15 protein-coding genes and 1 rRNA gene are annotated in these 15,403 nt (G+C 57.9%); 11 read left to right on the forward strand and 5 right to left on the reverse strand.

The features are described 5' to 3' along the window. A 5S ribosomal RNA gene (rrf, locus tag EJA70_RS08335) occupies window positions 1-85 on the forward strand; the annotation flags it as partial. 139 nt (window positions 86-224) lie between these two features. Here rrf and EJA70_RS08340 read toward each other — a convergent pair. Beyond that, the gene (locus EJA70_RS08340; RefSeq protein WP_158830452.1) at window positions 225-1,604 is read right to left on the reverse strand and encodes a lysozyme inhibitor LprI family protein; all 1,380 of its coding nucleotides are present in this window, start codon (window positions 1,602-1,604) and stop codon (window positions 225-227) included. Window positions 1,605-1,814: 210 nt separating this feature from the next. Here EJA70_RS08340 and EJA70_RS08345 point away from each other — a divergent pair, with 210 nt between their 5' ends. The 4 genes from EJA70_RS08345 (at window position 1,815) to EJA70_RS08360 (ending at window position 7,120) form a co-directional block, all read left to right on the forward strand. Beyond that, window positions 1,815-3,419 carry a tetratricopeptide repeat-containing response regulator gene (locus EJA70_RS08345; RefSeq protein ID WP_008083682.1) on the forward strand — a complete coding sequence of 535 codons (1,605 nt, stop codon included), beginning with the start codon at window positions 1,815-1,817 and terminating at the stop codon, window positions 3,417-3,419. Beyond that, window positions 3,416-4,108 (forward strand): sensor histidine kinase KdpD, encoded by a 693-nt coding sequence (locus EJA70_RS08350; protein ID WP_158830453.1) that lies wholly within the window; start codon window positions 3,416-3,418, stop codon window positions 4,106-4,108. Before EJA70_RS08345 ends, EJA70_RS08350 begins: the two co-directional genes overlap by 4 nt. A 312-nt stretch (window positions 4,109-4,420) precedes the next feature. After that, the gene (locus tag EJA70_RS08355; protein WP_177323322.1) at window positions 4,421-5,662 is read left to right on the forward strand and encodes a glutamine synthetase family protein; all 1,242 of its coding nucleotides are present in this window, start codon (window positions 4,421-4,423) and stop codon (window positions 5,660-5,662) included. Between the two features lie 69 nt (window positions 5,663-5,731). After that, the gene (locus EJA70_RS08360) at window positions 5,732-7,120 is read left to right on the forward strand and encodes an MFS transporter (protein WP_158830454.1); all 1,389 of its coding nucleotides are present in this window, start codon (window positions 5,732-5,734) and stop codon (window positions 7,118-7,120) included. Between the two features lie 165 nt (window positions 7,121-7,285). Here EJA70_RS08360 and EJA70_RS08365 read toward each other — a convergent pair whose 3' ends face one another. The 4 genes from EJA70_RS08365 to flgA form a co-directional block, all read right to left on the reverse strand. After that, window positions 7,286-8,032: a flagellar brake protein gene (locus EJA70_RS08365; RefSeq protein WP_158830455.1), complete on the reverse strand. Its 747-nt coding sequence runs from the start codon at window positions 8,030-8,032 to the stop codon at window positions 7,286-7,288. 92 nt (window positions 8,033-8,124) lie between these two features. After that, the gene (locus EJA70_RS08370) at window positions 8,125-8,592 is read right to left on the reverse strand and encodes a flagella synthesis protein FlgN (RefSeq protein WP_158830456.1); all 468 of its coding nucleotides are present in this window, start codon (window positions 8,590-8,592) and stop codon (window positions 8,125-8,127) included. Window positions 8,593-8,640: 48 nt separating this feature from the next. Beyond that, a complete protein-coding gene (gene flgM, locus EJA70_RS08375; protein WP_158830457.1) occupies window positions 8,641-8,967 on the reverse strand; it encodes a flagellar biosynthesis anti-sigma factor FlgM in 327 nt (108 codons plus the stop codon). 149 nt (window positions 8,968-9,116) lie between these two features. Continuing rightward, entirely contained in the window at window positions 9,117-9,878 is a 762-nt protein-coding gene (gene flgA / locus EJA70_RS08380; protein ID WP_081500519.1) for a flagellar basal body P-ring formation chaperone FlgA, read from the reverse strand. A gap of 82 nt (window positions 9,879-9,960) precedes the next feature. Between flgA and EJA70_RS08385 the strand changes: the two genes are divergently transcribed. The 6 genes from EJA70_RS08385 (at window position 9,961) to flgE (ending at window position 15,059) form a co-directional block, all read left to right on the forward strand. Then, the gene (locus tag EJA70_RS08385) at window positions 9,961-10,893 is read left to right on the forward strand and encodes a chemotaxis protein CheV (RefSeq protein ID WP_141129900.1); all 933 of its coding nucleotides are present in this window, start codon (window positions 9,961-9,963) and stop codon (window positions 10,891-10,893) included. Between the two features lie 46 nt (window positions 10,894-10,939). After that, entirely contained in the window at window positions 10,940-11,767 is an 828-nt protein-coding gene (gene cheR / locus EJA70_RS08390; protein WP_007917583.1) for a protein-glutamate O-methyltransferase CheR, read from the forward strand. Between the two features lie 355 nt (window positions 11,768-12,122). Beyond that, window positions 12,123-12,533 (forward strand): flagellar basal body rod protein FlgB, encoded by a 411-nt coding sequence (flgB, locus tag EJA70_RS08395; RefSeq protein WP_008083696.1) that lies wholly within the window; start codon window positions 12,123-12,125, stop codon window positions 12,531-12,533. Window positions 12,534-12,536: 3 nt separating this feature from the next. After that, window positions 12,537-12,980, forward strand: a complete 444-nt coding sequence (flgC, locus tag EJA70_RS08400; protein ID WP_003227217.1) for a flagellar basal body rod protein FlgC — start codon at window positions 12,537-12,539, stop codon at window positions 12,978-12,980. A gap of 15 nt (window positions 12,981-12,995) precedes the next feature. Then, window positions 12,996-13,715, forward strand: coding sequence for a flagellar hook assembly protein FlgD (gene flgD, locus EJA70_RS08405; RefSeq protein ID WP_158830458.1), 720 nt, complete (start codon window positions 12,996-12,998; stop codon window positions 13,713-13,715). Window positions 13,716-13,745: 30 nt separating this feature from the next. After that, window positions 13,746-15,059 carry a flagellar hook protein FlgE gene (gene flgE, locus EJA70_RS08410; RefSeq protein ID WP_158830459.1) on the forward strand — a complete coding sequence of 438 codons (1,314 nt, stop codon included), beginning with the start codon at window positions 13,746-13,748 and terminating at the stop codon, window positions 15,057-15,059. The last annotated feature ends 344 nt before the right edge of the window (window positions 15,060-15,403 follow it).

Raw genomic sequence — 15,403 nt, forward strand, 5'->3', positions numbered from 1 at the left:
ATCCCATCCCGAACTCAGCAGTGAAACGATGCATCGCCGATGGTAGTGTGGGGTTTCCCCATGTGAGAGTAGGTCATCGTCAAGATTAAATTCCGAAACCCCAATTGCGAAAGCAGTTGGGGTTTTGCTTTGCCCGTAAGAAAAGTTTCAGGCCTGGCAGTACATAGCCAAAAACCCCGAACAGGGTGGCCTGTCGGGGCATATCCATGCAGGTACGCTGCAGATTAATCCGCGGCGCCGCCTCCAGTTTTACCTATTGAAGTACTGACCTGAGTAATGCGTCGCCACCCATGAACTTCATACTCGCGCTCTTGTTCTGCCGAGCCCGGTTTACGCATTGTCAGTTGCGCGTACAGCCCGTCTTTCTTGTCGTAGTCGCCGAAATGGTCGTTCAATCTGGCGACAAAACATTCATTACCGATATTCACCGGAAAGTCGGCGATCGTTTCGATCACATAATAGCCCGCGCCATAACCGTAATACTCCTCGGGTTCCTCTGCTGACGCAGGAATAGGGCACAGCGGTTTTCTTTCCCCGCCAGTGTCGGAGGAGTCTTTGCCGACCGTGGCCAGACCTTTTGCAAGTGCGCGGTGGAGTTCCGGATTCAGCGTGTAAGGCGTCTTGTGGTCTTCTTTCGTCTGGGTACGGGGAATGCTGAGTTGATAGCGATAGTTAACCGTCAGCGTGGGCACTTCGACATTGACTTGCAGCGGGCTGAGTAAATAAACGTTATCAACGCCGTACGCACTGTCGCGATAGGCCGCATAGACCTTGCCACGAATGCTGATCCAGTTAACTGCCTGATTGGCACCGCGACCACTGATGGAATACAACGAACTGCCGACCCCCGATTCCTCGCCAAGTGCAGCGGTTCTGCGAATGAAGCGGTCCCCATCACGGCGATAGGTTTCGTAGAAACTGAACAGCCCCGTGCCGCCGGTGTAAGTCCGGACGATCAGATCGCGTTGGCCGTCTTCGTCCAGATCCAGCAAGTTGAACGTGGTCTGCCCCTGCTCGGTGTCCGCGTCCAGGTTGGACGCCTGCAGGGCCCTCCACTCACTTTGGGTAACACCCTTAGGGATGTTCTTCGGGAAGTGGGTTTTTTCGGCGTATTCACCCTCATCCGGTTCTGCGTCAAACACAGTCAGTGGACTTTTGATCGCTAAAGAAGCGAGCGTCCGCTCCAGGGCAAACTGCGGATCACTTTTGCTCGCCGCTCGAATACGCTTTTGCAGATCGTCCAGCGCTTGTTGGTCACTGTCGTTCGGCTTGTAGACAACCGCTTCCTTCCATTGCACTTTTAATACTTGCAGGCGCTCGCGATAACGTTGTTCAAGGCAAGAGACATCATCCGTGCACTCGTCGCGTGTGTTTAGCCACTGACGTTGCGACGCCTTTAGTTCAGGTTTAGCGCCTGCTGAAACCTTCATCAATCCGCGGTAAACCGTACCCATCTGCGCGTCCAGCTCATGCAACTGGTTATTCGCGCAAATGGTGTTTTCGACGGCATTCGCCGCTTTTGTGCAATCCATTCCAGCCGCCATTGCCTGCTGAATAAACAGCAATGCACAGGCGGACACGATGCCGCGTCCTTTGATGTACACGAAGTAAGTCCCGTATTGAGTAGTTGTACCGGCGCGCAGGGTAATCGTTGGACGAGGAATCTTGAAGTGCCGACTTCAGGGAACCCCACTTCTGGCCGATAACCCATTCGGTGACTTAAAAGTCGCGCGAAATCGCTTGATAGCATTTGGCCGCCAGCTATCATCTGCGCGCCTGAAATTGCCCTCACTTCAATTGCCTGGAAATCTTCGATGCTGTCGTATCACCAAAAGAGTTTTCTGATCGTCGATGATTTCTCGGATTTCCGCAGTTCCGTTCGCTCAATGCTGCGCGAGCTCGGGGTCAAGGACGTCGACACTGCCGACACCGGCGAGCAGGCGCTGAAGATGTGTGCGCAGAAGTCCTATGATTTCATTCTGCAGGATTTCCACCTCGGCGACGGCAAGAAGAACGGCCAGCAGGTACTCGAAGACCTGATGCTGGAAAAGCTCATCAGCCATGAGGCGGTATTCGTCATGGTCACCGCCGAGACCAGTCAGGCGATGGTGCTCAGTGCCCTGGAGCACGAGCCCGATGCTTACCTGACCAAACCGTTCAACCGCTCTGGCCTGGCCCAGCGCCTGGAGCGTCTGGAGCAGCGCAAGACATTGCTCAAACCGATTCTGCAAGCCCTCGATCGCGGCAAACCGGTCGAGGTGCTTAACGCTTGCATCGCCCTGTGCAAGCAGGACATCCGTTATTCGCCGCTGTGCCTGCGCTACCGTGCCGATGCATTGCGCGACATGAACCAGAATGAAGCGCTGGAGCGTCTTTACGACAGCATCATCGCTGACCGACCGCTGCCATGGGCGTTCGCCGGGCTGGGCAAATTGTTGTTCAAGCGCGGTCAGGTGGCACAGGCCAAAGGTGTTTACGAAAAAGCCTTGAAGGTGTTTCCGATGATGCCTTCGCTGTATGACGGCATGGCCGACGTGCTGGTGTCCGAAGGTGACACCAAAGGCGCACAGCAGGTGCTGGAAGAGGCGATTCGTCTGTCGCCGCTGGCGGTACGTCGCCAGGCCTTGCTCGGCAAACTGGCGATGGCCAATGAAGATTTCGACACCGCCTCGCGCGCCTATCGGCAAGCCGTGGCGCAAGGCGCACAGTCGCGATTCAAGGATCCGGAAAGTAACCTTGGTCTGGCCCATGCGCTGATCAGTAAGGGCAGTGAGCGCGGTCTCGACACGCGCACGCGGCTGGAGATCAACACCACGCTCAGTGCCGTGGCCAAAGAGAATCCGACCGATCCGGGCCTGCAGATTCGTGCGCGCCTGATGAAGGCCACCAGCCTGCTGCTCAATGATGCCGAGACCGCCGACAAGCTCACCGAGCAGGCGTTGATGCGCCTCGACGGCATGGAGCAGTTCATGAGTCCGGAGGCGGCGCTGCTAGTCGCCAAGCAACTGCAAATGCTCGGTCAGGCCGAGGCGGGCACATCGATGCTCAAGAGCTGCGCGGAAATCTACGGCGACGATCCGGCGGTGATGAAAGACATCGCCAAGCTCACCGACGACCCGACTATCCTCAGTTCCAGTAACGCCGCTGCCGATCTCAACCGTCAGGGCGTGCGCGTGTACAAGACCGGCAATCTGGTGGAGGCCCGCGAGGTGTTCCGCAAGGCGCTGAAGATGCAACCGAAGAACATCAGTATCGCGCTGAACATGGCCCAGTCGCTGCTGCACGGCACCGACACTTCGGTGCCGTCGGCGGAGCTGGAAGAATGTCGGGCCTGCCTGAAAATGGTTGGCCTGATGCCCGACACCGACGCGCGTCATGCGCGTTATCAGAAGCTGAAAAGCAAGGCGTTTGGCGAATGAACCACGACCCGCAGGCTTTGGATTTTTCCACGGTGATCGCCTCCACCGTCCACGACATGAAAAACTCGCTGGCCATGCTCATGCAGGCACACAGCCAATGGCTGGCGCGTTTGCCTGAGGCGCAGCGCCAAGGCACGGAGCCGGGCGTGATCGACTTCGAGTTCGCCCACCTCAATGGCATGCTGGTGCAGTTGCTCGGGCTGTATAAGCTCGGCGTCAACCAGTTGCCACTGCAACCGGCCTATCACGAGCTCGATGACTTTATCGAAGCGCAACTGGCGTCGCATCAAGAGGTGTTCGCCAGTCGCGGCATCGTCGCTACTTATGAGGTTGATCCGCTGAGCCCGCTCGGTTTCTTTGATCGCGAGCTGGTCGCCTCGGTGCTCGGCAACTGCATCAACAATGCGATTCGCTATGCCCGCGAATCTCTGCTGATTACCGTCAGCGACGAGGCCGGGCAACTGGTCCTGAGCATCAACGACGACGGCGACGGTTACCCGGCCGAGATGCTCGAGCGTCAGGCCGATTACGTGCAGGGCATCAACCACAGCAGCGGCAGCACCGGGCTCGGTTTGTATTTCGCCAACCGCATCGCAGCGCTGCATCAGCGCAACGGTGTTGAAGGTCGCACGGAAATCCGCAACGGCGGTCCGTTGGGCGGCGGCATATTCAGCCTCTACCTGCCCTGAAAGCATGCCTTGTGTAGGAGCTGCCGAAGGCTGCGATCTTTTGATGTTGTTCTTGAAAGCAAGATCAAAAGATCGCAGCCTTCGGCAGCTCCTACAGAGGGCGCTTTCGGGTGTGGTTATTTTGTGTGACGCTGCTTGATATTGCGAACAGCCGAAGCCTATTTTGTACGAGTCGCCGTTCGCGGCTCGCACAATAACAAGGATAGCGTCATGACAACCGATGGCCAGCGTTCACTCGCACAGCGACTGACGGGCATTGATGAGATTGAATGTGTCACGCCGGATTTGAATGGCGTGCCGCGAGGCAAGGTAATGACCGCTGAGGGTTTCCTCGAAGGGCGGCGTTTGCAGCTGGCGCGTGGCGTGCTGCTGCAATGCATCATGGGTGGTTATCCCGCGGCGCGGTTTTACGGCAGCGATGACGGCGATCTTGCCCTGATTGCCGAACCGAGCCAGATCCATCGCTTGCCGTGGAGCGACGATCCGCGTGCCCTGGCCATTTGCGACGCCGATGAACTGACCGGCGAAAGCTCCAATCTGTCGACCCGTGGCCAGTTGAAGAAGGTCATCGCACGCTACGCGGCGCGCGGTCTGGCGCCGGTGGTGGCGACCGAACTGGAATTTTTTATCTTCGCCCCCAACACAGATCCGACCCAACCCTTTCGCCCACCAGTCGGCCTCGATGGTCGTCGCGAGGATGGCCAGTCGGCGTTCAGCGTCAGTTCCAACAATGGACTGCGCCCGTTCTTCAGCGAAGTCTACAAATGCATGGCCGCCCTCGGTCTGCCGCGCGACACTTTCATGCACGAAATGGGCGTCAGCCAGTTCGAGATCAATCTGCTGCACGGCGATCCGTTGCTGCTGGCCGATCAGACGTTTCTGTTCAAACACCTGCTCAAAGAAGTCGCGCTCAAGCACGGTCTGACCGTGGTGTGCATGGCCAAGCCGCTGGCGCATACGCCGGGCAGTTCGATGCATATTCACCAGAGCATCGTCGACATCAACAGTGGCAAGAATGTCTTCAGCGACGAAAACGGCCAGCCGACGGCAATGTTCCGCCACTTCATCGGTGGGCAGCAGGCGGGCATGGCCGAGTTCACCGCACTGTTTGCACCCAACGTGAACTCCTACCAGCGCTTGTGCCATCCGTACGCATCGCCGAACAACGCCTGCTGGTCCCATGACAATCGCGCCGCTGGCTTGCGTATTCCCGCCAGTTCGCCGGTCGCTCGTCGGGTCGAAAACCGTTTGCCAGGCGCCGACGCCAACCCGTATCTGGCGATTGCCGCCAGTCTGGCTGCGGGCTTGCACGGTATTGAGCATGAGCTGGAGCCGACTGAAGCCATTCAAGGGGAGTTCGAGGTGCCGGACAACCTTTCGCTGCCGTGTACCTTGCATGCCGCGCTTGATCGTCTGAAACGTAGCCAATTGGCGAGGGAACTGTTCGGACAGGAGTTCATCGAAGGCTACATCGCTTCGAAGACCATGGAGTTGACCAGCTTCTTTGACGAAATCACTCCCTGGGAACGGCGTGTTCTAGCAGCCCAGGCCTGACGAACTGTCGCCATCGGGCTATCGTTTTGATAGCCCGGTATTCACTGCAAGGAGCCGCTCGGAACGCCGATGCGCCAAATCTGGAAATCCTTTCGAGCGCTGTATTTCGCCTCGCTGATGATGTTGATCGGCTCGGGCCTTCTCTCTACTTACCTGGCGTTGCGCCTGGCCGCTGACCATGTCGACGGGCTGTGGGTCGGCGCGCTGATGGCGGCCAACTATTTCGGTCTGGTACTGGGCGGCAAGATTGGCCACCGGCTGATTGCGCGGGTCGGGCATATCCGGGCTTATTCGGCGTGTGCCGGCATTGTCGGGGCGGCGGTGCTCGGTCATGGTCTGGTCGATTGGCTGCCGGCATGGCTGGTACTGCGGACCATCGTCGGTCTGGGCATGATGTGCCAATACATGGTGATCGAAAGCTGGCTCAATGAGCAGGCGGACGCCAACCAGCGTGGGTTGGTGTTCAGTGGCTACATGATCGCTTCGTATCTTGGCCTGGTGCTGGGCCAACTGATTCTGGTCATGCACCCGGGCCTGGGCCTGGAGCTGCTGATGCTGGTCGCCCTGTGCTTTGCGCTGTGCCTGGTCCCGGTGACATTGACGCGACGGATTCACCCGGCGCCGCTGCATCCGGCGCCGATGGAGCCGCGCTTCTTTATCAAGCGCGTGCCGCAGTCGCTGAGTACCGTGCTCGGTGCCGGTCTGATCATCGGTTCGTTCTACGGTCTGGCACCGTTGTATGCCTCGCAGCAAGGGCTGTCGACCGAACAGGTCGGTTTGTTCATGGGAAGCTGCATCTTTGCCGGTTTGTTGGTGCAGTGGCCGTTGGGCTGGTTGTCCGACCGTTACGACCGGGCCTTGCTGATTCGCTGTTTTGCCGGGTTCCTGGCGGTCGCGGCGTTGCCGTTGGCGATCATGCCGCAGGTGCCGCTGGAGGTGTTGTTCATTGTCGGTTTCTTCTGTTCGCTGGTGCAGTTCTGTCTGTATCCGCTGGCGGTGGCCTTCTCCAACGACCACGTCGAGGGTGATCGCCGGGTTTCGCTGACGGCGATGCTGTTGGTGACCTATGGTGTAGGGGCGAGCATCGGGCCGTTGCTGGCGGGTGTGCTGATGAAGCTGTTTGGCAGCCAGAGTCTGTATGCATTCTTCAGCTTCTTTGCCTTGGTACTGGTGTGGCGAATCCGCCCGAAAGCTGTAACCAACTTGCATCAGGTCGACGATGCACCACTGCATCACGTGGCGATGCCGGACAGCATGTCCAGTTCGCCACTGGTGGCTGCGCTGGACCCGCGCGTGGATGAGCAGGTAGTGCAGGATCAGATGCAGAACACCGTGGCACCGGAGCCTGAGTCGCAACCTGATCCGGAACCTGAGGTGCAGCCTGAACCTGTGGTTGAGGCTGGTGCGGATGATGACAGCGATAAACCGACGCCGGACATCAGTGGTGGCAGACCTTGATATCCTGGAGTCGCAGCCATCAGTAGTGAGCCTATGACTCTGCAGTAAAGAGTCTCTGCAGTTGACCCTGTCTCTGTGGTGAGGGGAGCTCATTGCTGTGGGATCGTTTGAGCACAAAAAAGGGCAGTCCCGCCAAGGACTGCCCTTCTTGTTTGCGCGTCTGAATCACATGTCGTCTTTGTCGAAACGCCGTGCTTCACGCTGCAATTGATAAACAAAACGCTCAACGTTGCGGGCAGCCTGGCCACTGATGTTGTGGAAGCGCAAACCGGCAAAGGTGATGTTGAGTTTTTCTTCGAAGTGCAGATAGCGCAGTTCGACAGAGATCGGCTGGTTGCCGAACAGTGGCGGGGCGATCATGCGATCGTAGACCTGGCCCAGTTGCAGGCGGTCAGTGATGTCGCCTTCGAAGCGCAGCTTGCAACCGGTGGCGGAAATATCCAGCAGTTTGCCGTTGATAGGCGCCTTGAGCTTTTCGCCGCCAAGTTCAACGCTGACCAGATCGGTCAGTTTCAGCGCGGCGCGAAATGCATTGCGACGTTGGTGGTAAACCACCTCGGTCGGCAGCTCGCCGGTGTAAAAGCGATCGCCTTCGGACTCTTCGATGTTCAGCGTGCCGGTGCATTCCCAGGCGATGCGCACGCCTTCATGAAAACCTTCGACCTTGAACGGCTCACCGGCCTGCAAGAAACGCTCGCCGTCGCGTGGGATCATTTCGTCCAGAGCGATCGTCCCGGTGTCACGGTCGACCTTGATCAGGTAGCTCTGGAAACGCTGGCTGCGCTCGTGGAAGGTGATGATCAGCGGATCATGGCTTTCTTGCAGCTGGCGCAGGTTGCTGGAGATTTCCAGAGGTGTGGTGAGCACCTTTGGTGGCTGCGGAGCATCATCCGCGCTAAGGACGTTGGACACGTTGAATCAATCTCCAGACAAAATTTGACTACGACTAGCCAGCATTTTGCCAGCATGTTTCGCAGGTTGATAGAGCGCAGGCATCGAACGGCTCACGCCTGACTGAGCGCGCGCGGCTTCGCAAGCTTGGAGAAGGCACCGCTGGCGTCGTAGAGCGCTGGCGGCTCGCCGCCGGTGAGGATCTTCAGCTGATTGGCCGTGGAGGCCTGCTGGACCAGGATCGATTGGCCATTGTTGACGTTGGCCGCCTGGCATTGCGCGATGAGGTCGGTGAGGAAATCGCTCTGGCTGAGCAATTGTTCGCCAATGCTCGATTGGCTGGCCAATTGCTCAAGCCCCTGCCGATTGGTCGGCAGGTTAAGGCTGGCGAGGATCTCGCTGCGTTTGCGGCCATGCTGTTCGAGCAGAATGATCAGCGCCTGTTTGCGTGCCAGAACTTCTTCCAGCAGGGGCATGTCACGACCGTGCAAAGCGAGGGACTCGGTTTGCAATAACTCCAGCAAATGTTGAGCTGGAGCAAAGTCGTCGATGATCAGTTGCAATAAATTAGTGTCGTGCATGGCTGGCCTTGGGTTTTAAGCGTCCAAAAGCCTGGCGCTGGCGTTGGCCTAGCGCTGGGCTTCGAAGTTGAGCAGTTTGCTGGCTACACGGTTGCTGTCGACTTTATAGCTGCCATCGGCAATCGCGGCTTTCAACTCGGCCACACGGGCTTTGTCGACAGCAGGTTGATCGCGCAGCTTGTCAGTGATCTTCTGCAACTGTTGAGCCTCATTGCTGAGGTGTACCGATTCCCCGCTTTTTGCGGTACTGGCCGATTCGGCCGGGGTATTCAGCGGCGCGGAAGTGCCGTTTTCGGCGGTTTCCTTAGGCGCGCTGGTACGTGTACTGCCTGTAAGTGACGAGGAGCTGTTCAAACGGCTGAAATCGATGACCATGATAAAAACCTCTGGGAATTTGGACGCTTGCCATGTTTTCGGCCATCCCCTGGAAAACTTTAGGCGCATTTACCAATGAACCTTGCATGCGCCGGCGCGAGTCCTGCTGCGGCACAGTTTAGGGAACAGCCGGGATCAGCGCCAGTTTTCTACATTGCTACTTCCACTTGGCCTGGCGCGGTGACTTGCGCCTTGATGACCCGTTGGGAGTTAAGGTTTTTCACCCGGATCTGTTCTTTCAATCCGCCGTTGGACAGGGCTTCGCCCGGCATCCGTACCGCCAGCGTACCGCTGCGGGCGGTAATCACCACTTGATCGCCTTTGCGAATGACTTCGGCCTGTTCCAGATGGACCAGGGTAATCACCTGATCGGCGACCGTTGGTCGGGTTAATTTTTGCCCGATCGCTTCGTCCACCGAGGTCAGAAAGCCCTGATTGATCAGGCTGACGTCGCGTTCGCGCAAGGTCACGTCTTGCGGTTCGATAATTCCGGCACGCTTGAGTGGCCGGGTGGTGGTGACAATCTCGCGAAACAGGCGGACTTGAGCGGGCACGAACACGGTCCAGGGTGAGGATCCCTCACAGCGAACCTTCACGGTTACCCGGCCCAAAGGACGTGCCGGGCTCTCCAAAGTGGCTGTCAATTCCTTGTCGCACATAGGCATGCGCATACGTGGATCGAGTTGCTTGACCTCGATTTCATAGCGGCCTTCGGTTTGACTGGTGGCCAGATAGTCTTCTACGGTGAACTCAAGAAAGCCCTGAGTGACGCCGATAAGCATGTCAGGCAAGGTAACCGCATCAGCAATGGCAGGGCTGCCAGCAAAAAAGCAGCAAATGGCGCACGCGGCACAAAGCCCTCTGCGGAGGGGCGATGTCAGGCGTCGGAAAAATGTCGTTTGAGCGTTCATACGAGTTAAAAAGCAAGCGCCGTGCCGTTTAGCAATGAATGTGCGTCGCAACAACACTTGGCGTTGGTGTAGGAGTCTGGGCATGGCTGGTGTAATGGATTCGGTGAACCAGCGCACGCAACTGGTGGGGCAGAATCGCCTGGAGCTGTTGTTGTTCCGGCTTGACGGTCAGCAGCTCTATGGAATCAACGTGTTCAAGGTGCGGGAAGTGCTGCAATGCCCGTCGCTGACGTTGATGCCCAAGTCCAGTCCTGTCGTGTGCGGGGTGGCGAATATTCGAGGGGCGACCATTCCGATCCTGGATCTGGCAATGGCAACCGGCTCGGGTGCGTTGAAAGACAAGAACAACCCGTTCGTGATCATCACGGAGTACAACACCAAGACCCAGGGTTTCCTGGTCCGCTCGGTGGAGCGCATCGTCAACATGAACTGGGAAGAGATTCATCCGCCGCCCAAGGGCACGGGTCGCGATCATTACCTGACCGCTGTGACTCGGGTGGACAATCAGTTAGTCGAAATCATCGACGTCGAGAAAGTGCTGGCGGAAGTTGCGCCGACACCGGAAGCGATTTCGGTGGGCGTGGTCGATGTCGAGACCCAGACCAAGGCGTTGTCGCTGCGGGTCTTGACGGTCGATGACTCGTCAGTGGCGCGCAAGCAGGTCACGCGTTGCCTGCAGACGATCGGCGTCGAAGTGGTGGCGCTGAACGATGGCAAGCAGGCGCTGGATTACCTGCGCAAGCTGGTCGATGAGGGCAAGAAGCCGGAAGAAGAGTTCCTGATGATGATCTCCGACATCGAGATGCCGGAGATGGACGGGTACACCCTGACGGCCGAGATCCGCGCTGACCCGCGCATGCAAAAGCTTCACATCATCCTGCATACTTCGTTGTCCGGGGTATTCAATCAGGCGATGGTCAAGAAAGTCGGTGCTGATGACTTCCTGGCCAAATTCCGTCCTGATGACCTGGCATCCCGGGTAGTCGACCGGATCAAAGCAGCAGATATCAGCTAAGGGCGTTTTGCCCTTGGCGGTCAACACGATTTAAGAGGCGGCATCATTGTCTACGGGTAATTTGGATTTCGAACAGTTCCGGGTCTTCCTGGAAAAAGCCTGTGGCATTTTGCTCGGTGAAAACAAGCAGTACCTGGTCTCGAGCCGTCTCAACAAACTGATGGAGCAGCAAGGCATCAAATCCCTGGGTGAGCTGGTTCAGCGCATCCAGACCCAGCCGCGCAGCGGTTTGCGCGAGCAGGTGGTCGATGCCATGACGACCAACGAAACCCTGTGGTTTCGTGATACCTATCCGTTTGAAGTCTTGAAGAACAAGGTACTGCCTGAAGCGATCAAGGCCAGCCCCAACCAGCGTCTGCGGATCTGGTCGGCAGCCTGCTCGTCGGGCCAGGAACCGTACTCGCTGTCGATGTCGATCGACGAGTTCGAGCGCAGCAACCTGGGCCAGTTGAAGATGGGTGTGCAGATCGTTGCCACTGATTTGTCCGGCCTGATGCTGACCAACTGCAAGACGGGCGAGTACGACAGCCTGGCGATCGGTCGCGGTTTGTCGCCGGAACGTCTGCAGCGTTACTTCGACCCGAAAGGGCCGGGCCGCTGGGTGATCAAGGCGCCGATCAAGAACCGCGTGGAATTCCGCTCGTTCAACCTGCTCGACAGCTATGCCGCGCTGGGCAAGTTCGACATCGTGTTCTGCCGCAACGTGTTGATCTACTTCTCTGCCGAAGTGAAGAAAGACATCCTGTTGCGCATTCACAGCACGTTGAAGCCGGGCGGTTATCTGTTCCTTGGCGCTTCCGAAGCGCTGAACGGTTTGCCGGACCATTACCAGATGGTGCAGTGCAGCCCGGGGATCATTTACCAGGCGAAATGATTGCATCGGCAACAGCAAAAAACGGCAGGCCCGCAAAGGCCTGCCGTTTTTTTATGCCTCTCACATCCCCCTCTGTAGGAGCTGCCGAAGGCTGCGATCTTTTGATTTTGTTTTTTAAGAACAAGATCAAAAGATCGTCCGATCGCGGCCCGAGCCTTCGGCAGCTCCTACAGGGGGAGGTGTTAACAGGAAGAAGCGGCAGAAAAGCGGCATTCGGCGGAAACCGGTTGCCGCTTTTCTGGCATTGCCGCTTTGCCGATTGCCCGCGAAGCCCCGGTTTACGGGGTTTTTTCGCTTTGGCACGCCGCTTGCTAAAGCTCAGTTACGAAAAACCGGTCACCCGAAGGTTCCCGACATGAGCATCAGCTTCGATAAAGCGCTCGGCATTCACGAACAAGCCCTGGGCTTCCGCGCCCAGCGCGCTGAAGTCCTGGCCAACAACATCGCCAACGCCGATACCCCGAACTACAAAGCTCGGGATCTGGACTTCTCCAAAGTGCTGGAAGCACAGACCGAGAAAACCAAAAAAGGCGGCAACTTTGCCCTCAACATGACCAACAGCCGTCATATCGAGGCCGAAGGTCTGGGCAATGGCGACGAATCGCTGATGTATCGCACACCGATGCAGCCTTCGATCGACCAGAACACTGTGGACGCCCAACTGGAACAGTCGAACTACGCGGAAAACGCCGTCGGCTTCCAGGCCAGCTTCACCCTGCTCAACAGCAAATTCAAAGGGCTGGTGTCAGCCCTGCGCGGAGAGTAATCCATGTCCCTGTCCAGCGTTTTCAACATTGCCGGCAGCGGCATGAGCGCACAAACCACGCGTTTGAACACCGTGGCTTCGAACATCGCCAACGCCGAAACCGTCTCGTCGAGCATCGACCAGACCTATCGCGCCCGTCACCCGGTATTCGCCACCATGTTCCAGGGCGGCCAGAACAGCGGCAGCAACTCGCTGTTCCAGAGTCAGGACGCGGCCGGTCAAGGTGTGCAGGTGCTCGGTGTGGTCGAAGACCAGAGCAACCTCGAAGCGCGCTACGAGCCGAACCATCCGGCCGCCGACGCCAAGGGCTACGTCTACTACCCGAACGTCAACGTGGTGGAAGAAATGGCTGACATGATTTCCGCGAGCCGTTCGTTCCAGACCAACGCCGAAATGATGAACACCGCCAAAACCATGATGCAGAAGGTGCTGACCCTCGGTCAGTAATAAGGGGCGACTGCCATGAGTGTTTCCGATTCCACCAGCGGCGTAAGCATTAAAGACGTATTGGCCAATTCTTCGGTCAAGACCGGGACGACCACTGATGGTCTGGCTGCGGCCACCAACAGTGCCACCGGTAAACAGGCCCTGGGCAAAGATGCGTTTCTGCAATTGCTGGTCACCCAGCTGAAAAACCAGAACCCGCTCGACCCGCAGGACAACAGTGAGTTCGTCGCTCAGTTGGCGCAGTTCAGCAGTCTGGAAGGCATCACCACGCTGAACTCCACCGTCAGCGGGATTGCCGGCAACTACAACTCGTCGCAAGCATTGCAAGCGTCGTCGCTGGTGGGCCGTTCGGTCATCGCCCAGACCGACAAGGCGGTGGTCGATACCAGCAAGAGCCTCAACGGCACCGTGGTGGTTCCGGCCTCCGGCGCTGTCTCGCTGTCGATCAAAGATGCCGACGGCAAAGTCGTGCGCACCATCGACATGGGCAACCAGACCGCTGGCAATGCCGGTTTCATCTGGGACGGCAAAGACACGTCCGGCGCGGTCGCGGCAGCGGGCACTTACACGTTCACCGCCAGCGCCACGTACGACGGCAAGGCGACTTCGCTGGTTACGTATCTGCCGGCCACCGTTAACAGCGTGACCATCAGCCAGACCGGCGGTGAGTTGATGCTGAACCTGGCAGGCCTGGGCAGCGTCGCGCTGTCCAAAGTACAAACCATTGGTATATAGAGCCGACTAACCGGCACAAAGGAGTGGAATATGTCTTTCAATATCGGCCTTAGCGGTCTCTATGCAGCCAACAAACAACTGGACGTGACCGGTAACAACATCGCCAACGTCGCGACCACCGGTTTCAAATCGTCCCGTGCAGAATTCGAAGACGTGTACTCGGCCACGCGCCTGGGCACTGGCAGCAAGACCGTCGGTAACGGCGTGCGTCTGGCCAACGTGTCCCAGCAGTTCGGTCAGGGTGACGTGAGCAACACCGGCAACGTGTTGGACATGGCTATCCAGGGCAACGGTTTCTTCATCCTCAGCGACAACGGTTCGCTGAGCTACACCCGTGCGGGTGCGTTCAAGACTGACGCTGAAAACTACGTAGTCGACAACAACGGTAACCGCCTGCAGGGTTACGGCGTTGATGCCAACGGCAAGATCATGACCGGCGTGCTGACCGACCTGAAGATCGACACCTCGGCCCTCAAGCCGAACGCAACGTCGAAGATCGACCAGACCATGAACGTGAACTCGGAAGACACCAAGCCAACGGTGGCGCCGTTCAGTCCGACCGATCTGAACAGCTACAACAAGCTGATTTCGACGCCGGTCTACGACACTCAGGGTAACGAGCACCGCATGGATCAGTACTACGTGAAAACGGGTACCAATGCCTGGAGCGTCTACACCTACATGGATGGTCGTACCCCATCGGATCCGACCAGCAACACCTTGACGCCGATGACTCACGACATCACCTTCAACTCTGATGGTTCCATCGCGACCTTGACGGCGGGCACTGGCTGGGTCAAATCCGGCAACACCCTGACCATGAACGGCTGGATTCCTGGTGTGGTGACCAACGCGACGACCTCGCCAGTGACTTGGGGGCCGAACGGTTCCAAGGCCAACAGTACCGGTATCGCCTTCAACACGGCGTTGACCACTTCGTATAACTCTCCGACGGCGCGCACTGCGCAGTATCAAGACGGTTACGCGACTGGGCAGATTTCCAGTCTGACCATCGATTCGACCGGGGTGATGACGGCTAACTTCAGCAACCAGCAGACCAAGGCGATTGGTCAGGTAGCGGTAGCGAGCTTTGCCAACGAGCAGGGTCTGCAGCCGATTGGCGGTACGCGCTGGAAGGAGACTTTCGCGTCGGGTGTGGCCGGGGTTGATTCGCCGAAAACCGGTACGTTGGGCGCGATCGTGTCGAACTCGCTGGAAGAGTCGAACGTTAACTTGACCAATGAGCTGGTGGACCTGATCAAGGCGCAGAGTAACTATCAGGCGAACGCCAAGACCATTTCGACTCAGAGCACGATTATGCAGACCATTATTCAGATGACCTGATTTGGGTTTTGGGTTTTGGGTTTTGGTTTGTGGAAGGGGCCCCTCGGTTGAGGGGCTTTTTTTTGGGCTTGGATTGGGGGGGTATCCGTTGCTGCGGTAACGGCTGCTTAGGGTTCCGCCCTTACGGCGGGTCACTTTTTCCAGACGCCGAAAAAGTAACCAAAAAGGCTTGCTCCTACGTACGGCCCGCTCGCTGGGGCTCGGGGTTCCTTCGCTGCGGGATCGATCCGGGCGCAGCGCCTACGGTTTGCTTCGCTGCACCTCCTCTCGCTGTGTTTGGCTGCGCCAAACGGTCGCTGCGCTCCCACCCCCGGATCAATCCCTCCACTCAGCCTTCCGACGTC

Origin of the sequence: Pseudomonas sp. PB103 (genome assembly GCF_009764635.1) — a bacterium.
GTDB lineage: Bacteria > Pseudomonadota > Gammaproteobacteria > Pseudomonadales > Pseudomonadaceae > Aquipseudomonas.